The organism is Massilia sp. BAP21 (genome assembly GCF_057801335.1).
In genome coordinates this window covers 3,523,127-3,541,445 of the sequence record NZ_CM173596.1, presented here as the reverse complement: position 1 = coordinate 3,541,445, position 18,319 = coordinate 3,523,127, and the positions used below count along the sequence as shown (strand labels likewise).

The 18,319-nt window shown below is 66.4% G+C and carries 20 protein-coding genes; 13 read left to right on the top strand and 7 right to left on the bottom strand.

Features of this window, described 5'->3' with window-relative positions; all coding sequences use genetic code 11:
* Positions 1-38: 38 nt before the first annotated feature.
* The 3 genes from ACWYRN_RS15620 to ACWYRN_RS15610 form a co-directional block, all read right to left on the bottom strand.
* Positions 39-302 carry a hypothetical protein gene (locus tag ACWYRN_RS15620; protein ID WP_488688516.1) on the bottom strand — a complete coding sequence of 88 codons (264 nt, stop codon included), beginning with the start codon at positions 300-302 and terminating at the stop codon, positions 39-41.
* A 338-nt stretch (positions 303-640) separates the two neighbouring features.
* Complete coding sequence (locus tag ACWYRN_RS15615; protein ID WP_229438455.1) at positions 641-844, bottom strand: hypothetical protein; 204 nt, start codon at positions 842-844, stop codon at positions 641-643.
* Positions 841-1,695 carry an NAD(P)H-binding protein gene (locus ACWYRN_RS15610; protein WP_488692824.1) on the bottom strand — a complete coding sequence of 285 codons (855 nt, stop codon included), beginning with the start codon at positions 1,693-1,695 and terminating at the stop codon, positions 841-843. The genes ACWYRN_RS15615 and ACWYRN_RS15610 overlap by 4 nt, the downstream gene beginning before the upstream one ends.
* Before the next feature lie 248 nt (positions 1,696-1,943).
* On the opposite strand from ACWYRN_RS15610, the gene ACWYRN_RS15605 reads away from it, so the two are divergent.
* The 3 genes from ACWYRN_RS15605 to ACWYRN_RS15595 all read left to right on the top strand — a co-directional run bounded on the left by ACWYRN_RS15605 (position 1,944) and on the right by ACWYRN_RS15595 (position 4,902).
* The gene (locus ACWYRN_RS15605; RefSeq protein WP_488688515.1) at positions 1,944-2,972 is read left to right on the top strand and encodes a CDP-6-deoxy-delta-3,4-glucoseen reductase; all 1,029 of its coding nucleotides are present in this window, start codon (positions 1,944-1,946) and stop codon (positions 2,970-2,972) included.
* A 215-nt stretch (positions 2,973-3,187) separates the two neighbouring features.
* On the top strand, positions 3,188-4,429 hold the full coding sequence (locus tag ACWYRN_RS15600) for an MFS transporter (RefSeq protein ID WP_488688514.1): 1,242 nt from the start codon (positions 3,188-3,190) through the stop codon (positions 4,427-4,429).
* 86 nt (positions 4,430-4,515) lie between these two features.
* Positions 4,516-4,902 (top strand): HPF/RaiA family ribosome-associated protein, encoded by a 387-nt coding sequence (locus ACWYRN_RS15595; RefSeq protein WP_488688513.1) that lies wholly within the window; start codon positions 4,516-4,518, stop codon positions 4,900-4,902.
* Positions 4,903-4,968: 66 nt separating this feature from the next.
* On the opposite strand, the gene ACWYRN_RS15590 is transcribed toward ACWYRN_RS15595, so the two are convergent.
* Positions 4,969-5,784 (bottom strand): helical backbone metal receptor, encoded by an 816-nt coding sequence (locus ACWYRN_RS15590; RefSeq protein ID WP_488688512.1) that lies wholly within the window; start codon positions 5,782-5,784, stop codon positions 4,969-4,971.
* Between the two features lie 112 nt (positions 5,785-5,896).
* Between ACWYRN_RS15590 and ACWYRN_RS15585 the strand changes: the two genes are divergently transcribed.
* Both ACWYRN_RS15585 and sbcB read left to right on the top strand, forming a co-directional pair.
* On the top strand, positions 5,897-6,862 hold the full coding sequence (locus ACWYRN_RS15585; protein ID WP_488688511.1) for a GGDEF domain-containing protein: 966 nt from the start codon (positions 5,897-5,899) through the stop codon (positions 6,860-6,862).
* A gap of 100 nt (positions 6,863-6,962) precedes the next feature.
* A complete protein-coding gene (gene sbcB / locus ACWYRN_RS15580; protein ID WP_488688510.1) occupies positions 6,963-8,411 on the top strand; it encodes an exodeoxyribonuclease I in 1,449 nt (482 codons plus the stop codon).
* A 272-nt stretch (positions 8,412-8,683) separates the two neighbouring features.
* On the opposite strand, the gene pyrF is transcribed toward sbcB, so the two are convergent.
* Positions 8,684-9,505 carry an orotidine-5'-phosphate decarboxylase gene (pyrF, locus tag ACWYRN_RS15575; RefSeq protein ID WP_488688509.1) on the bottom strand — a complete coding sequence of 274 codons (822 nt, stop codon included), beginning with the start codon at positions 9,503-9,505 and terminating at the stop codon, positions 8,684-8,686.
* Between the two features lie 149 nt (positions 9,506-9,654).
* On the opposite strand from pyrF, the gene ACWYRN_RS15570 reads away from it, so the two are divergent.
* The 8 genes from ACWYRN_RS15570 (at position 9,655) to ACWYRN_RS15535 (ending at position 15,904) form a co-directional block, all read left to right on the top strand.
* Entirely contained in the window at positions 9,655-10,266 is a 612-nt protein-coding gene (locus tag ACWYRN_RS15570) for a LemA family protein (RefSeq protein ID WP_488692823.1), read from the top strand.
* Between the two features lie 9 nt (positions 10,267-10,275).
* The gene (locus tag ACWYRN_RS15565) at positions 10,276-11,115 is read left to right on the top strand and encodes a TPM domain-containing protein (RefSeq protein WP_488688508.1); all 840 of its coding nucleotides are present in this window, start codon (positions 10,276-10,278) and stop codon (positions 11,113-11,115) included.
* Positions 11,115-11,642, top strand: a complete 528-nt coding sequence (locus ACWYRN_RS15560; protein ID WP_488688507.1) for a TPM domain-containing protein — start codon at positions 11,115-11,117, stop codon at positions 11,640-11,642. The genes ACWYRN_RS15565 and ACWYRN_RS15560 overlap by 1 nt, the downstream gene beginning before the upstream one ends.
* 71 nt (positions 11,643-11,713) lie before the next feature.
* Positions 11,714-12,490 (top strand): SDR family NAD(P)-dependent oxidoreductase, encoded by a 777-nt coding sequence (locus ACWYRN_RS15555; RefSeq protein WP_488688506.1) that lies wholly within the window; start codon positions 11,714-11,716, stop codon positions 12,488-12,490.
* Positions 12,491-13,054: 564 nt separating this feature from the next.
* On the top strand, positions 13,055-14,029 hold the full coding sequence (locus ACWYRN_RS15550) for an IS1595 family transposase (RefSeq protein WP_488688505.1): 975 nt from the start codon (positions 13,055-13,057) through the stop codon (positions 14,027-14,029).
* Between the two features lie 149 nt (positions 14,030-14,178).
* Entirely contained in the window at positions 14,179-14,490 is a 312-nt protein-coding gene (locus ACWYRN_RS15545; protein WP_488688504.1) for a hypothetical protein, read from the top strand.
* 79 nt (positions 14,491-14,569) lie between these two features.
* A complete protein-coding gene (locus ACWYRN_RS15540; protein ID WP_488688503.1) occupies positions 14,570-14,968 on the top strand; it encodes a VanZ family protein in 399 nt (132 codons plus the stop codon).
* A 159-nt stretch (positions 14,969-15,127) separates the two neighbouring features.
* Positions 15,128-15,904, top strand: coding sequence for a hypothetical protein (locus ACWYRN_RS15535; protein WP_488688502.1), 777 nt, complete (start codon positions 15,128-15,130; stop codon positions 15,902-15,904).
* A gap of 99 nt (positions 15,905-16,003) precedes the next feature.
* Here ACWYRN_RS15535 and ACWYRN_RS15530 read toward each other — a convergent pair whose 3' ends face one another.
* Positions 16,004-17,095 carry a TraB/GumN family protein gene (locus tag ACWYRN_RS15530; protein ID WP_488688501.1) on the bottom strand — a complete coding sequence of 364 codons (1,092 nt, stop codon included), beginning with the start codon at positions 17,093-17,095 and terminating at the stop codon, positions 16,004-16,006.
* 31 nt (positions 17,096-17,126) lie between these two features.
* Positions 17,127-18,284: a glycosyltransferase gene (locus ACWYRN_RS15525; protein ID WP_488688500.1), complete on the bottom strand. Its 1,158-nt coding sequence runs from the start codon at positions 18,282-18,284 to the stop codon at positions 17,127-17,129.
* Between the last annotated feature and the right edge of the window lie 35 nt (positions 18,285-18,319).

Genomic DNA, 18,319 nt, shown 5'->3' with positions numbered 1-18,319 from the left:
AAGTCTTGCAAAGCCGGCCCGTGCAGCCGGCTTTTTCTTTAGGCCGCAGCCGCTTCGGCGCGCGTCGATACCATCAGCGCGCGCAGTTCGCGGATGCTGAAATCGCTGATTTCGTGCATGCGCAACAGAATGGTGGCGCCGATCGGCAGGGTGTTGTGGCGAATCTTGCTGATCACCGGCGGCGCCACTTCCAGGGCGCGCGACAGGGCTGCATCGTTTTTCAGTTGCAGTTTGGCGATGATGGCGTCCAGGACGCGGTTCGGGTCGTAATCTGCGCCTTCCGGCAGTCTTCTGATAGGCATTCTTGAATTCTTTCTAAATATCACAATCCGTCAGTAATTTCTTACATCTAACTTTTGAGCGTAAAAAATTGGCCTGGCGAGCTAAATCGACACCGTTTGTACGGTGATTTTCTTCAAGCCGCAATGATAAAGGGAAAGTTACGTTTTATTCAAGCAATTGTAGGAATAGCCCTACAAGCTGAAAGGAAAATGTGGAAGTTAACCAACGGATGTGACACGGCCATGCATCGGATGCACCGATGTATCACGCAAAAACAGGGCGAAAAGGGAGGCAGGCGCCGGGTGGTGCCTGTAGGAGGGGGGTCCGATGCGGCTCCGGGGAGAAGCCGAGGCTGCTGTTACTTCGCGCCGCTGGCCTTGAACAGGGCGCGGGCGTCGTCGTGGGCGCGGTCCAGGGTGCGCATCGCCTTCTTGTCGTCGTGGGCAATGAAATAGCCCTTGTCCTGCGCATCGACGACGATCTTGATGGCGGCCTCGTCGGAGAGGTTGTACTTTTCGACGATCAGGGTCGTCACTTCATCCAGGTATTCTTCGTAGGTCATGGTTCTTTCCTCAAGGCGGGCATTGTACCAGCGTGGGCCGGCGCCCATTCGGCCAGGGCCGCGGCGACGTCGGAATAGCGCAGGCGCACGCCCAGTTCGCGCAAGCGCGTGTTGTCGAGCCGGCGCGACTCCGACATGAAGGAGAGCAGCATCGGCGACACCTGGCTCTGCAGGTCCGCGCGCGCCAGGCGCGGCGGACGCGGCAAGCCGTACGCGTCGGCCACGGCATCGAAATACGCCCCCATCTGCATGCGCGTGCCGTCGACGGCGTGATAAACCCGGTTCGGCAAGGCCCGGCGCAAGGCCTGCACGATGATGCGCGCCAGGTCGTCGGCCTGGATGTGATTCGTGTAGACGTCGTCCTCGGGCTGCAAGGCAGGCGTGCCTTCGCGCAGCCGTTTCAGCGGCAAGCGCTCGGCCGCGTAGATGCCGGGCACGCGCAGGATGGCCACTTGCCCGGCATTGCGGCGGGCCCAGGCGCGCAGGACCCGCTCGGCATCCACGCGCCGCCCGGCCCGCGCGTTCTTCGGCGCCACGCTGCGCGTTTCGCTGACCAGGGCGCCGCCGCAGTCGCCGTAGACGCCGGTCGTGCTCACGTAGACGACGCGGGCGCCCTCGGGCAGGAGGGCGGCCAGGTGGCGCGTGCGCAGGTCGCGCTCGCCTTCCGGGCGCGGCGGCGCCAGATGCACGACACGCTGCGCCAGGCCGCGCAGGCGCGCCAGCGAGGCCGGCTGGTCGAGGTCGGCAACAACGGGCACGGCGCCGGCCGCACGCAGTTCGGCGCAGCGCGCCGGGTCGCGCGTCATGGCAAAGACGCGATAGCGCCCCGCGAGCAGCGGCAGCAGGCGCATGCCGACGTCGCCGCAGCCCACCAGCAGCAGGCGCGGGCGTTTCAAGTGGGAAGATGGTGTGTTCACGCCAGCGATTGTAAGCGAGCGCCGGCGTGCTTGCGCGCGGGCCTGCCTGGTGCGCGCCAGGCGCCGTCCGCCAGGCGGCCTCGCGCAATGAAGGCCCCGTGTAAAATAGCTATCTGTTACGGCGGCACGATCCCGTCCGCTCTTTCCACCCGCTTTTTCCACCCTATTCTGCCCATACACCCATGACGTACCAGATCACTGTCCAGCCCAGCGGCCACCAATTCGCCTGCGAGCCCGACGAAACCGTGCTTGCCGCTGCGATCCGCGCCGGCGTCGGCCTGCCGTACGGCTGCAAGAACGGCGCCTGCGGCTCGTGCAAGGGCAAGGTCGTCGACGGCAGCGTCGCCCACAAGCCGCACCAGGCGCGCGCCCTGAGCGAGCAGGAAAAGCTGCAGGGCATGTCCCTGTTCTGCTGCGCGGTACCAGGTGGCGATGTCACCATCGAGGCGCGCGAAGTCGGCGGCAGCAGCGACTACCCGCTGCGCAAGATGCCGACCCGCGTGCAAAGCATCACCCGCGCCGCGCCCGACGTCGCCATCGTCACCCTGCAGTTGCCGGCCAACGAGGCGCTGGCCTACCGCGCCGGCCAGTACATCGAATTCCTGCTGAAGGACGGCAAGCGCCGCGCCTACAGCATCGCCAGCGCGCCCTCGCTCGAGCGCCCGCTGGAACTGCACATCCGCCACCTGCCCGGCGGCGTGTTCACCGATCACGTGTTCGGCGCCATGAAGGAACGCGACATCCTGCGCTTCGAAGGTCCGCTCGGCACCTTCTTCCTGCGCGAGGAATCGAACAAGCCGATCGTGCTGCTGGCTTCGGGCACTGGTTTCGCGCCGGTCAAGGCGCTGGTCGAACACCTGATGCACCTGAAGTCCGAACGTCCGGTGCGCCTGTACTGGGGCGGACGCCGTCCGCAGGATTTGTACATGGACGAACTGTGCCAGGCCTGGAGCACCACCCTGCCCGACTTCCGCTACGTGCCGGTGATCTCGGATGCGCTGCCCGAAGACAATTGGTCCGGCCGCAGCGGCTACGTGCACGCGGCGGTGATGCAGGACATCCCGGATTTGTCGGGCTGGCAGGTGTACGCCTGCGGCGCGCCGGTGATGGTCGATGCGGCGCGCGAGCAGTACGTGGCGCAGTGCGGCTTGCCGGCGGACGAGTTCTTTGCGGATTCGTTTACGACCGAGGCGGATCTGGCGCAACAATAAGCCGTAGGGTGGTCGGCTACACCCGTTGGCATGACGGACACGCGGCCGGTGCGCCGCCCACGCGTCCAACGCATGATGACACGGCGCGACAGTTCGCAGGATAGTTGAACGCGTGGACGGCAAGCCGTCCACCCTACGCCCGTCGCCCGTCGCCAGCAGCCTGATCCCAATTCAGGCACAATGACCGGCTTCTCGCCAGTCATTTTCCTCCATCCATGTCTCTGTTGTCGCCAAGCGGCGGTCTGGGCGTCCTGCGCAACCGCAACCTCTCCTTTTACCTGTCCGCCCGATTCCTCGGCACCCTGGCCGTCCAGATGCAAAGTGTCGCCGTCGGCTGGCAGGTCTACCAGATCACCGGCAGCCTGTTCGACCTCGGCCTGATCGGCCTGGCCCAGTTCGCGCCCTTCCTGGTGCTGATCCTGTGGGCCGGCCACGTGGCCGACCGCCACGACCGCCGCAAGATCATCGTCGCCTGCATGCTGGTGCAATTGCTGGTGAGTGCGCTGCTGCTGGCGTTCACCTTTAGCGGCAGCAAGGTCGTGTGGCCGGTGTTCGCGGTGCTGGTGCTGTTCGGCAGTGCGCGCGCCTTCATGATGCCGGCCTCGCAGGCAGTGCTGCGCAACCTGGTGCCGGACAAGGACTTCGGCCAGGCGGTCGCCCTGTCGTCCTCGACCTTCCACGTGGCCGTGATCGCCGGCCCGGTGCTGGGCGGCCTGCTGTATGTGTTCGGCCCGACCTTCGTGTACTCGGTGTCGGCGGCGCTGCTGCTGATTTCCGTGATCCTGATGGCGTCGGCAAACAGCGCCCCGCAGGCGCGCAGCACGGCGCCGGTCAGCTGGCATACCCTGCTCGAGGGCCTGCGCTTCGTCCGGTCGCGTCCGATCGTGCTGGGCGCCATTTCGCTCGATCTGTTCGCGGTGCTGTTCGGCGGCGCCACCGCCCTGCTGCCGGCCTATGCCCACGACGTGCTGCACGCCGGCCCCACTGCGCTCGGCTGGCTGCGCACCGCCCCGGGCGCCGGCGCCGCGCTGTGCTCGATCGCCCTGGCCTTCTTCCCGCTGCGCCGCCACGTGGGCGCCTGGATGTTCGGCGGCGTGGCCGTGTTCGGGCTGGCCGTGCTCACCCTCGGTTTCACCGACCGCTTCCCGGTGGCGCTGGCCGCCCTCTTCATCCTCGGCGCCGGCGACATGGTCAGCGTCTACGTGCGCCATCTGCTGGTGCAGTACGAAACGCCGGATGAAATCCGCGGCCGCGTGAGCGCCGTGAATTCGGTCTTCATCGGCGCCTCGAACGAGCTGGGTGAATTCGAATCGGGCATCACCGCCGGCTGGCTCGGCCTGACGCGCGCGATCCTGCTGGGCGGCGCGGCCACCCTGGCCGTGACCGGCCTGTGGGCGGTATTGTTCCCTGTTCTTTCGAAGATGGACCGCTTCCCGCATCACGAGAAGAAGACTTAGTTGGAGCGCTCGGTGCGTGGCCGAACACAGTGAATCATGCAGGATGTGTAAGATCGGCTCCAGCACTTGTGAATAGGGAGCCAACTATGCAAATCAATGTTAACACCGACCACACCATCGAAAAACACCAGGGCCTGGACGAACACGTCGAAAGCGTGGTCCAGTCCTCGATCGGCCGCTTCAGCGAGCAGGTCAACCGCGTCGATGTCCACCTGAGCAACGAGAATAGCCAGAAGCAACTGGACGGCGGCAACTACTGCATGATGGAAGCACGCGTCAACGGCTACGCCCCCGTTGTCGTGAAAGAGCACGCAGTCAACCTGCACCAGGCGATCTCGAACGCCGGCGGCAAGCTCAAGCGCGCGCTCGACAGCGCCATCGGCCGCCTGAACGACAAGGGCCGCCACGAAGCACCGCCAGTCGACGACGCTGTGGACATCCTGTCCGACAAGAACCTGACCAGCGGCGTGTAAGCTAGGGCGCGCTGCGCCACGCGGCATCCTGTCACGTGGCCTTGCCGGGCCGGGGCCAGTTCCCGACTAGCCCGGCGCGGTCCCCTCGACCATCGCGCGCACCTCGCGCAGGTAGCGCAGTCCGGGCAAGGCCCGGCTGCCATACCAGGACATCATTTCCCCATCGACCAGGAAAGTCGGGATGCCGAGCTGCTTCTCGAGCGCGTCCGCGTGCGCCTGCGTGAAGCGGTAGGGTTCGGTCGACAATAGCACCGCGTCCAGCTGGTCGACGAGTTCGCTCGACCAGGCAAAGCGTGGATAGCGCGCTTCGCCAAGCGCCGGCACGCGCCAGCCCAGTTCGCCTAGCATGCGCGCAATATACGTGTCGCTGGAAATACTCATCCACGGGTCTTGCCAGATGCAGTACAGCACCGTGCGCGTGGGGCCTGTGCCCTGTGCGCGCAGTGCCGCGTACTCGGCCTCGAAGGCCGCGCACCAGGCCTCGGCCCGCTCGGCGGCGCCGAAGATACCGCCCAGCAGGCGCGCCAGCCCCAGGTTGTCGCGCGGCGCCAGCGGGTGGGTGACGACGATGTGCGGCACGAATGCGGCCAGCGCCTCGACGGTCGGTTTTTCGTTTTCGTCGATGTTCACCACCAGGTGGGTCGGCGCCAGCTTGCGGATCTTTTCGATGTTGACGTCCTTGGTGCCGCCGATCTTCGGGATCGTCTTCACCACCTCGGCTGGATGGATGCAGAAACCGGTGCGGCCGACCACCTGCCCGGCCAGGCCCAGGTCGCACAGCAGTTCGGTGATCGAGGGAACCAGCGACACGATGCGCGCAGCGGGCGCCGGCTGGTGCCGGACGCCGAGGGCGTCGACAAGATAATGGTCTGATGAAGTCATGGCCGCTATTGGAACACCGATGTTTCCGAAACACCAGCCGATCCGATTCGCATGATGGTTTATCATGCAACTTATGGTTTACACTGCGCCAGCAACCACGCGGAGGAAAGTCTTGAAACACATCGGTAAGTTTGGCCAGTCGGGGCACAAAATCGACGACCTGCAATTGTTCCGCGGGGCCGACATGGCCGCGGCTGCACGCGCGATCGCCGAGTGCGACGTGGTGCGCGTTACCGAAGGCGAACTGATCGAAGACACGGTCCGCGCCCGCCTGTATATCGTGCTCAGCGGCATGCTCGAAGTCGAGACCGACGGCCACGCCGGCGCCTCGGACGGCAACGTGAACCGCATCCTGCCCGGCGAAAGCGTGGGCGAGCAATCGGTGCTGGACGACGCCGTGAACCTGGACGCGGTGCGCGCGGTGGAAGACACCCTCCTCCTCGTGATCGAATCCGAACTCGCCTGGGAACTCATCGACCACTCGAACGCCGTGGCGCGCAACCTGCTGCGTTTACTGTCCTTCCGCATCCGCGCCACCAACGCCATGCTGCGCCGGCGCCAGAAGCTGGGCGAGTTCTACCGCCAGCTCTCGCTGAACGATACCCTCACCGGCTTGTACAACCGCACCTGGCTGGCCGACATGCTGCCGAAACTGGTGGGCCGCGCGCGTGCCCAGGGCAGCCCGCTGGCCCTGCTCATGGTTGACCTCGACAACTTCAAGAAGTTCAACGATACCCACGGCCACCTGGTCGGCGACGCCGCCCTGTGCGCCGCGGCGAACGTGATCCGCGACGGCCTGCGGCCCTCCGACTTTGCGGTGCGCTATGGCGGCGAAGAACTGATGGCGGTGCTGCCCGACACCAATGCCGAGATGGCGCACATGGTGGCGAACCGCCTGTGCCAGAAGATGCGCGAGACCGTGCTCTTCCCCGACATGCGGGTGCCGATGCCGCACCTGACCGCCTGCTTCGGCGTGGCCGTGCTCGACCCGGGCGCCGACGAAACCGCCCTCATCGAAGCGGCCGACGCTGCCTTGTATCGCGCCAAGGAAGCTGGCCGCAACTGCGTCAGTTTATAAGCCATCGAGTCCATGGACGGTTGACGGAACGGGACTTGCCCACGACAATTCCGTGCCACGCTGAGCGACACCTTCACCAGCGTTACCTTCCTGGACTTCGATGAGCAACCACACCTTCCTCTGGCACGACTACGAAACCTTCGGCGCCCAGCCGCGCCGCGACCGTCCGGCCCAGTTTGCCGCAATCCGCACCGATGCCGAGCTCAACGAGATCGGCGATCCGGTCATGCTGTACTGCCAGCCGGCCAACGACTACCTGCCCGACCCGCAGTCCTGCCTGATCACCGGCATCACGCCCCAGCAATGCCTGGAACTGGGCGTGCCCGAGCACGAGTTCGCACGCCAGGTCGAGGCGGCGTTTGCCGAGCCCGGCACCGTCGGCGTCGGCTACAACACCATCCGCTTCGACGACGAGGTCACGCGCTTCCTGTTCTGGCGCAATTTGATCGACCCATATGCGCGCGAGTGGAAGAACGGCTGCGGCCGCTGGGACCTGCTCGACGTGGTGCGCATGACCTATGCCCTGCGGCCGGACGGTATCGAGTGGCCGCGCCACGAGGATGGCCGTCCGAGCTTTCGCCTCGAGCACCTGACGGCCGCCAACGGCCTGGCCCACGAGTCGGCGCACGATGCGCTGTCCGACGTGCGCGCCACCATCGCCCTGGCGCGCCTGATCCGCAGCAAACAACCGAAACTGTTCGATTTCTGCCTGGAACTGCGGCGGAAGGACCGGGTCGCCGCCGAGATGGGATTGCACCTGGAACCGGCGCTGCGCCAGCCCTTCCTTCACGTGTCGGGCATGTTCCCGGCGGAACAGGGTTGCCTGGGCCTGGTATGGCCGCTGGCCCAGCATCCGTCGAACAAGAACGAGATCCTGGTCTGGGATTGCCGCCACGATCCGTCGGAACTGTTCGGGCTCGACGTCGAGACGATCCGCCAGCGCATGTTCACGCGCAGCAGCGAACTGCCTGAAGGCGTGACGCGGCTGCCGATCAAGAGCGTGCACCTGAACAAGTCGCCGATGCTGGTCGGGAATTTGAAGACCCTGAGCCCGGCGATGGCCGAGCGCTGGGGCATCGACGTCGCCCAGCACCGCGCGCATGCCCAGCTGGCGGCGCAGGGGCCGGACATGGCGGCGGTGTGGGCGCAGGTGTTCAAGAAGCCTGCCGCTGTCGACGAGACCGATGTCGATGAGGATTTGTATGGCGGCTTCGTCGGCAACAACGACCGGCGCAAGCTCGATGCCATGCGCGGCGAAACGCCGGCGCGGCTGGCCGCCATGCAGGCGGCGTTCGAGGACGAGCGCCTGGTCGAGCTGCTGTTCCGCTATCGTGCACGCAATTTCCCGGAGACCCTGAACGAGGTGGAGATGGCGCGCTGGGAAGAGCACCGCGCGGCGCGCCTGTTCGATGGGGCGGGGAATGCGCGGACTGTGGACCAGTTGTTCGGGGAGATCGATGCGCTGTCGGAGACGGCGGATGAGCGGGCGCAGGTGATTCTGGGGGCGCTGTGCGATTACGTGGAGATGATTGCGCCAGAGCGGTATTGATCGTGATGGGTTTCGCGCGTTATTGGGGCTGTTGCCTGTGAGGGTGGTGGTGTTTTCAATCCGCGTGGGCACGAGTGCCCACCCTACGGGATGCGTTCCAGGCGAGTTCGAGCGAAACCCGAATTGGCGTAGTTCTCACGCTCGGACGAAACCTCATTTGGTTTCGTATGAACTCGCCGATAACGTCTCCTGTAGGGTGGGCACTCCGTGCCCACGCGGATTCAACCCACCACTAACGGATCAGGCAACAGCCCCACAAACCCTAACCGGTTTTACCCCCGATACCCATTGATCTCATCGCGCGTCTCGCGCGCCACCCTGCGCGCTGCCGCCGCGAAATCCTCGCCCGCTTCCGGCTTCGCATAAATAATCGCCCGCGAGGAATTGATCATCATTCCGGCCCCATCGGCGGTCCGCCCCGAACGCACGGTCGCCCCCACATTCCCACCCTGCGCGCCAATGCCCGGCACCAGCAGCGGCATGTCGCCAACAATGGAACGCACCTGCGCCAGTTCCTCCGGGAAGGTCGCCCCCACCACCAGCGCGCACTGCCCGTTGCGGTTCCACTTCTCCGCCACCAGCCTTGCCACGTGCTGGTACAGCGGCTGCCCGCCCACGTCGAGGAATTGCAAATCCGATCCGCCCGCATTCGAGGTGCGGCACAGCACGATCACGCCGCGGTCCGCCCATTCCATGTAAGGCTCGACCGAATCGAAGCCCATGTAGGGGTTGACGGTGACCGCATCCGCGCCATAGCGCTCGAAGGCTTCGCGCGCATACTGGTGCGCGGTGGCGCCGATGTCGCCGCGCTTGGCGTCCAGGATCAGCGGAATGTGGGGATAGGTCTCGCGCAGGTAGCGGCAGATTTCTTCCAGCTGGCTTTCCGCGCCGAGCGCGGCGAAATAGGCGATCTGCGGCTTGAAGGCGCAGGCCAGGTCGGCGGTGGCATCGATGATGGCCTTGCAGAAACGGACAATCCCGTCCGGCGCATCCTTCAGTTCGGCGGGAAAGCGCGCCAGGTCGGGGTCCAGGCCCACGCACAGGAGCGAATCGTTGCGGGTCCAGGCGGCGGACAGTTTATCGATGAAATTCACGGCAAGTCCTCTTCACGGTGTCATTGCAAACCCCGTATTTTACCTGCGCCGCAGCGCCGGCCGGCGCCGCCTGCCCGGTCGTGCGACCGGCACTGCCGCTCTTGGGGTATATTTTATTCATTCGACAACTCGCCATGGACAAGCACATGATGACGTCTACCCTCTTCTCGCGCTGGGCCCGCCTGCTGGCCGGCGCCCTGCTGGCCGGCTCCCTGCTCTCGGGCTGCGGCTACAACGACTTCCAGACCAAGGACGAAGCGACCAAGGCCGCCTGGGGCGAAGTGGTCAACCAGTACCAGCGCCGCGCCGACCTGATCCCGAACCTGGTCAACACCGTGAAAGGCTATGCCTCGCACGAACGCGAAACGCTGGAAGCGGTCACGCGCGCCCGTTCGGCCGCCACCAGTTTCCAGATCACGCCGGAAGTGCTGAACAACCCGGAAGCCTTCCAGAAATTCCAGCAGGTGCAGGGTGAACTGTCGGGCGCCCTGTCGCGCCTGATGGCCGTGTCGGAAAAATACCCGGACCTGAAAGCGGACACCAGTTTCCGCGACCTGCAGTCGCAACTCGAAGGCACCGAGAACCGCATCACCGTGGCGCGCCAGCGCTACATCGCCTCGGTCCAGGACTACAACGTCACCGTGCGCAAGTTCCCGACCAATTTGACGGCGATGATGTTCGGCTACGACGCCAAGCCTTCGTTCACGGTCGAGAACGAAAAAGCGATCTCGACCGCGCCAACGGTCGACTTCGGCAAATAAGGCGCGTCGATGACCCTCCTGCGCAGCTTCTGGCTTTGCCTGCTGGCCATGACGCTGGCCGTGCTGGCGCCCACGCCGGCCCGGGCACAGCTGAAGGAAGTGCCGCCGCTGGCCGGTCACGTCACTGACGAGGCCGGCATGCTGGACGCCGACCAGCACGGGCGGCTGGAAGCCGTGCTGACCGACTACGAGGCGAAGACCGGCAGCCAGATCGCCGTGCTGCTGGTGAAGTCGACCGAACCGGAAGCCATCGAGCAGTTCGGCATTCGCGTGGCCGATGCCTGGAAGCTGGGCCGCAAGGGCGTGGACGACGGCGTGCTGCTGATGGTGGCGCGCGACAACCCGAGTTCCCTGCGCCGCTTGCGCATCGAGGCCGGACGCGGCGTGCAGGGTGTGCTGACCGATGCACAGTCGAAACGCATCCTGCAGGACACGATCGCGCCTCATTTTCGTCAGGAGCATTATTACGAGGGGCTGGTCGCCGGCGTCGGCGCCATCGCCACCCTGCTGAACCAGGAACAGTTCCCGGCGCCCAAGCAGCAAGCGCAACCCGCGCGCGTGCCCCAGGGCGATGGCGGCGGCGGCCTTGGCATCGTCGGCATCGTGCTGCTGGTGGTCGGCTTCAGCCTGGTGCGCTCGATGTTCCGCCCGCGCCGCACCCGCCTCTCGCGCGGCGGCTGGGGCAGCGGCGCCACCGGCTTCATCCTTGGTAACGTCCTTGCCAACATGGGCCGCAGCGGCGGCGGTGGCTTCGGTGGATTTTCGGGCGGTAGCGGCGGCTTCGGCGGAGGCGGATTCTCCGGCGGTGGCGGCAGTTTCGATGGCGGCGGCGCCTCGGGAGACTGGTGATGACACAAGAAACGGCAGGTTCCTTCGGCCAGCGCCTGGGCCGCGTGTTGCGCCACTGGCGCAGTACGAAAGCCGATGCGCGGCGCGCCTTCCCCGACGCCACCCTGGAAGCGGTGGCCCAGGCAATCACGGCCGGGGAGCGCACCCACCGCGGCGAGGTGCGCTTCATCGTCGAAAAGGCCTTGCCGGCCGACGAGATCTGGGACGGCGTCACCAACCGCCAGCGCGCCCTGGCCCTGTTCGCCGACTACGGCGTGTGGGATACCGAGGACAATTGCGGCGTGCTGATCTACGTAAACCTGGCCGACCACAAGGTCGACATCGTGGCCGACCGCGGCATCGACCGCAAGATCGATACCGGCACCTGGCAGACCGTGTGCCGCACCATGACCGAAGGCTTCCGGCGCGGCGAATTCCACCAGGCCGCGCTGGCGGCGGTCGAGCAGGTGAATTCGCTGCTGCGCGAGCACTTCCCGGCGGACGGCGAGCGCCCGAACGAACTGCCCGACCGCCCGATCATGTTGTAGCAGCAACGCCTACCTGCCGGCCTGCGTTCTCGCTACAATCTGGGCTTTCCAGACATCCTGAAAGCCCTGCCATGAAACTCGCCAACAAGACCGCCATCGTCACCGGAGCCAGCCAGGGCATCGGCCTGGCCTGTGCCCAACGCCTGGTGCGCGAAGGCGCGCGCGTGATGCTGGCCGACGTGCGCCCGGAAGGCGCCGCCGCCGCCGAGGCCTTGGGCGACGCCGCCCGCTTCATCGTGGCCGACGTCAGCCAGAAATCCGACGTCGACGCCCTGTTCGCCGCCACCCTGGAAGCCTTTGGCCACATCGACATCCTGGTCAACAATGCCGGCGTCACCCATGCCGCCGACTTCCTCGACCTCACCGAAGACGACTTCGACCGCGTGCTGCGCATCAACCTGAAATCGATGTTCCTGTGCAGCCAGGCGGCAGCGCGCGACATGGTCAAGCGCCGGAGCGGCTGCATCATCAACATGTCGAGCGTGAACGCCGAACTGGTAATCCCGAACCAGGTGCCCTACGTGGTGTCGAAGGGCGGCGTCAACCAGCTGACCCGGGTGGCCGCCGTCAGCCTGGCCCAGCACGGCATCCGCGTGAACGCGGTCGGCCCCGGCACCATTCTCACCGATCTGGCCAAGCAGGCCGTGCTCGGCAGCCCGCAGGCGCGCCACACCATCCTGTCGCGCACCCCGCTCGGCCGCTGCGGCGAACCCGAGGAAGTAGCGTCCATCGTCGCCTTCCTGGCCAGCGATGACGCCTCGTACATGACCGGCCAGACCCTGTACGCCGACGGCGGCCGCCTGCCGCTGAACTACACGGTGCCGGTGCGCGACGACGCGAACGCCTGAACCGGCGCAGGCAATGCAGCCTGCATACGGCCCCGCTAGTATTCATACTTCATATGTCTGGTATCTGTATTTGCAATTAGACACGTATGCCGCAACGCAGCATAATGGCACCTGTCTCCACTATTCTCCTCCAAGAAAATAGTTTTAAGCCCGCTCAATCAGCGGGCTTTTTTTTTGCGCTACAGTTTGATCGTGCTCAAACAACTCTTGGATGCCACCGAACGGATGCGTGCTTTCGCGTCTCATCTGGTAGACCAGCCAAACGCTGCCGCGTTCCCATAACCACACATGAGCTTGCGCTGTGTCATGCCTGCGTCACAAACCCTGCCTATACTGGATTCATCTGCGGTACACGCAACCGATATGCGTGACGGCAGACAGGTGTGCAACGCAATCGCGCTGCACACCCACCGAACAGCGTCTCTTGGCCCGATCTTGGGTTGTGCCCGCCACCTCTCTCCCGGCGGGCATTTTTTTTAGCGCTGTCACCGTTAGCTATGGATGAGGATGAACTGCTGAGCTTAGTCGCGGTCCAAGCCGTATCGCCATCGATACGGGTCGACCATGAAAGCGCCTCGCTTCACCAAGTGGTTCGCAGCCTTGCCCGCACTGAACCAGCCTCAGCGGCTGCAGGTTCTCGACGCGCTGCGGCCGGCGGCCGGGCTGCACCAGGTGCTCGCGCTGATTCAACAATGCAGATCCCCCGGGCGCCGCTGTCCGCATTGCCAGTGCGAACGCTGGCACCGGCATGGCCACGCGAACGACCTGCAGCGCTACCGCTGCTGCGCGTGCCGGCGCACCTTCAACGATCTGACCGGCACGCCACTGGCGCGCCTGCGGCTCAAAGAGAAATGGCTCGATTATATCGAGGCGCTGCGTGCGTCAAGCCCGGTGCGCGCGGCAGCCGCCGGCATCAAGGTGCACCGTAACACCGCCTTCCGCTGGCGCCATCGCTTCCTGGACCGGGTGAAGGACGACCGGCCAGCACGCCTGAGCGGTATCGCCGAGGCCGACGAGATGTTCATCCTGGAATCGCAAAAGGGGGCGCGCAAGCTCGACCGGCCAGCGCGTAAACGGGGTGGCGTTGCCGGCAGGCGCGGCATCTCACGCGAGCTCGATTGCATCCTGGTGGCGCGCGATCGCAACAAGCAGACCATCGATGCCGTCACCGGGCGCGGCGCCATCAGCAAAGCCCAGCTCGAGCGCCACCTGCTGCCCTTTCTCGACCGGGACGTCCTGCTCGTGACCGACGCGAACGCAGCTTATCGTGCTTTTTCCCGTGCACATGGCATTGCGCACCAGGCCGTCAATGTCAGCGCCGGCGAGCGTGTACGCCAGGGCGCGCACGGCGCGATCCACGTTCAGAACGTGAACGGCTATCACGGGCGTTTGCGCGAGTGGCTACTGCCCTTTCACGGCGTTGCGTCGCGCTACCTACCGAACTACCTGGGCTGGCGCCGGATGCTCGATGGTGGCAAGATTACTTCTGCCGATCAATTGCTTCGCCTTGCAATCGGACCCATCCACAGCAAACAGTGACAGCGCCTTTTTAGGTGCATCGCAACGCAAAAAATCGGGAAGCTTGCGCCTCGCGCACATTTGACTATGATGAAGTTCGCGCCTCGTTGCGGCGCGCCCGGTGCGTACCGCAACGTGCGTCAAGCCAACCAGAATAGGGAGCCGGACCGATGAATTTTCAATCACCTGAAAGCCAGAACCCGCAGCCATCCTCCAGCCGCCGCCGCAGCAATGGCGCCGACCACCTGATTCTCCGCGAACTCAACCCGCACGTCGTGATCGACCATGCCGAGGCCGGGCAGGCCGCCCTGACCCTCATGACCTTCGGCAGCGTGCGCGAATGTTGTCCCAAGTGCCAGCAGGGCAGCCTGAAGCTGGTCCTGCGCCAGTCCTCGGTGCGCATGGCGCACCTGTTCTGCGCCGAATGCGAAAGCTGTTTCGACGCCCGCTACGCCGACGGCGAACCGGCACTGACCATCTGACGCGCTCCGGCATACCGGCGGCTGCGCGCATGCGCGGCCGCGCACATGATATGGTTGACGTTTTGCCAGCACGTCGACCATGCCTTCCCTCCTCTATTTCCTCCTGCTTGATGCGCGCCTGCGCACGCTGCGCCGTGCCGGCGCCATCGCCTTGTTCCTGGCAATCGTGATTGCCGGCTCGATTCCCGGCGCGCGCGCCGACATCGGCCACTACGCCTCGGGCGTGATCCTGCATTCGCTGGCCTATGCGACGCTGGCCCTGCTCTGGTACACCGGCAGCCGCGGCAGCGCCGCCGCGCGCAGCCTGGCGGCCGTGGCCACGATCGCCGCGATGGGCGCCATCGACGAGTTCGTGCAAAGTTTCTTCCCCTACCGCGGCGCCGACGTGCACGACTGGCTGGTCGATTGCTGCGCGGCCATCGTTACTTGCGCCATCCTGTCGCTGGTCTTGCCAAAAGCCGAGCTCGAACGTGCCTGAGTAAATTTTCCCTGAGTTTCATGCTCTTTCCTCAGCGTTGATCTGGCTCAGTGCCAACCCGAGTCAGCTGGAACGTCGCGCCCGTTCGCCTCTCTTACCGGGGTGGCAGACGACATCGTCACGCATACCCACTGACAAAATCCAACCAAGGAGTCGATCATGAACCAAAAACACCAAAGCGTGGTCTTGGCGGGCTTGCTGGCCATGGCGCTCGGCCTGGCCGGCTGCGCCGGCATGCGCGGCGGCAGCGAGGGCGCCAGCGGCAGCTCGGGCAGCAGCGCCACCGGCAGCGGCACGGAGAGCGGCGGCATGTCGGGCACCGGCGCCGGCACCGGCACGGGCGGTTCCGGCAGCTGGGGCAGCGGCAGCTCGGGCTCGTCGGGAACCTCGGGCACATCGGGAAGCTCGGGCAGCGGCATCGACCAGTCGGGGTCCTCGGGGTCCTCGGGTAGTTCCGGCACCTCGGGCAGCTCCGGTACGTCCGGCAGTTCCGGCTACGACCAGTCGGGTTCGGGCAGCTCCGGCGCCTCGGGCAGCTCCGGCAGCGGCGCCTCCAGTTCCGGCGGCACTACCGGCAGTGTCAGCATGGGCGAAGGCAGCTCGGCCGGGGCCGCAAGCGATAGCGCCACGGGCAGCGCCCAGGGCGGCACGGGCGCCGGCGCAGCTACCGCATCGGGCGCCAGCCCGAACAGTACGGTGGTCGCGATCGAACTGGTGCCGCGCCCCAGCGGCAGCATCGGCGGCGGCACGGTGGCCGGCGCCGCGGTGGGCAGCAGCGGCAGCGGCGCCACGGGCAGCTCGATGGCGTCGGACCGCGTCTACCGCGTCACCCTGCGCATGGACGACGGCAGCACCCAGATCGTCACCCAGGAAACCACGCCGGACTTCCGCAGCGGCGACCGCGTGAGCCTGAACGGCGGCGTGATCGGGCGCTGACAGGCTTGCAGCATGGTAGGGCTGGGCCGTGCAGGCAAGGTGCGCCTGCGCGGTCCCGGTCACGGTCACGGCCCGGGCGGCGGCTTCGAGGCGGCCGGTTCAGTACACGCGTTCCACCAGATAACCGCGCTGCGCCAGCAAGGCCGGCAAGCCATTCTCGCCCAGGAGGTGCAGCAATCCAACGCCGACGAAGATCACCCCGCCTCTTCCCATCAGGGTGTCGATGTGCGCCGCCATGTCCGGGTTGCGCCGGCCCAGCAGCTTGCGCCGCGTGAAGTCGGCAATGGCGCCGCCGCCAGCCGTGGCGTCGGGCAGCAGCGCGTCGAGCTCGGCCACGTTGCCCGAGCGCCAGGCTTCGATCACGCGCCCGGCACGGCGCAGGGCGCTGCCGTTTTCCAGGCCATCGAGCGTTTCGCACAGGTAGCGTTCGGATTCGATGTCATTCATGCTGTCGAACAGCGCCAGCTGGGCTTCCGCGCTTTCCAGCTCGGCCACCCGGGTGCCGCGCCGCCGCGCCTGCGCCAGCAGCACCTGCTCGACACCGTCGCTGCGGCGGAAACCCTCGCGCTCCAGGCGCATGCCCAGCAGCAAATTGGCCACCAGCCAGGGTTTCAGGTGCGCCATGCTGGCCAGGCTCACGCCTTGTGCGTGCAAGGCCGTGCGCAGGCGCGCCAGCGTCTCCGGGCTCAGGCGCCGCCGCAGGTCGCCGCCGGCCGGATAGCGGCCGTGCAGGTCGACCGCGCGCAGGAAGGCCGCGTCGGCGGCTGTATCGAGCTCGACCACCAGGCGGTCGGCGCCGGCCAGCGCACGCTCGGCTTCCGGCGCCAGGGGATAAAACGAGCGCTGCCCGACGTGGATGGTGCCGAACAAATAGGCCACGCGGCCGTGCCCGCTGATACGGTAGAAGCCGCCCTGGTGCCGGGCACGCACCGGGGCCGGGCCGTCGGCCTGGGGCGCGTGCACGGCATACTCCTGCGCCGCCAGCGGCCCGGCCTGCGCCGGAACGCCGTGCGCCGCCGCCAGCATGCCGGCCAGGAGCGCCAGGCGCCTGGCCCGTGCCGGGACGGACTCCGATGCCGGGCGTGATCCAAAACGTGATGCAAAACGTGATGCGGCCCGCACGATGCGCATCAGCGTGACCCACCTGCCGCCGCACGACGCCTCCAGCGAGGCATCCAATAACGCATCCATACGCCTGCGTGGGCAAATCGGCGGCCCGCCCTCAGGCCGCCCCGGCGCGCCGTACCGGCGTGCTGGCCGCTTCCTCCTCGGCCTGCGCCGCTTCGGCATAGGCGGCGTCGAGCAAGCCGGCCATGGCCTGCGCCGTGCGCTCCCAGGAGGTGCGCGCCACCTGCTCGCGCATCGCCGCCGTCCTGGCTGCGCGCTCGGACGGTTCCAGCGCCAGCGCTTCGGCACAGGCCACGCCGAATTCCTGGGCGCCGGCCGCGATCGCCACCACGCCGCCATACGGCCCGACCACGTCGGCAATCGGCGTGCTGACGATTGGCAGCTCGGCCGCCATGTATTCGAGCACCTTGGTCGGGCTGATGAAGCGCGTGGCCTCGTTGATGGCAAACGGCATCAGGCAGACGTCCCAGCCCGCCAGGAAGCGCGGCAGGTCGGCATAGTCGCGCTGGCCCAGGTAATGGATGTTCGGACGGCGCGGCAGCTCGTCCTCGGTGATCTTGACCACCGGCCCGACCAGCACCAGTTGCCAGTCGGGATAGTCGTCGGCCAGCGCCGCCACCAGCGCCAGGTCGACGCGCTCGTCGATGACGCCGTAGAAACCGAGGCGCGGCCCCGGGATGTGTTCCTGGTCCGGATGGCTGGCGACCGCGCCCTGGGCCTGGGCGAAGTGCTCGACGTCGACGCTGCTCGGGAAGCAGTGCACGTTCGGATGGCGGTGGCGCTTGGCCTCGTACAGGCTGGGGCCGCCGGCAAACACCAGGTCGGCCAGGTTGAGCAAGGCCGACTCGCGCTGCAGCAACTGGCGTGGCGCTTTCTTGAAGGATGCCAACTCGTCCATGCAGTCATAGACCACCAGGCGCGGCGTGAGTTCCTGCAGCAGCGGCAGCGCCATCGGCGTATAGAACCAGGCGATCGGCATCTCGCCCGGCGGCAGCAGGTCCGCCAGCAGCGGCGCCACCAGCGCGATCTGGTCGTCGTGGAAGCCAGGCAGGTCGAGCGGCGTACGCGGCCGGCAAACGGTGACGTTGGGAAGCGGTTCGGAACGCTCGAGCCGGGCCGTCCCGGCGGCGTCGTGCAGCGGCTCCTCGACAATCACGATGCGGTAATGCCGGGCCAGCCGCGTCAGCAGGTGCTGCGGCCTTTGAAACACGAAATCCCAGCGCAAGTGGCTGAATACGACGATCGTCACCATGATCACTCCTTTCGCGCCCCTCGGGGCGGGTGGTC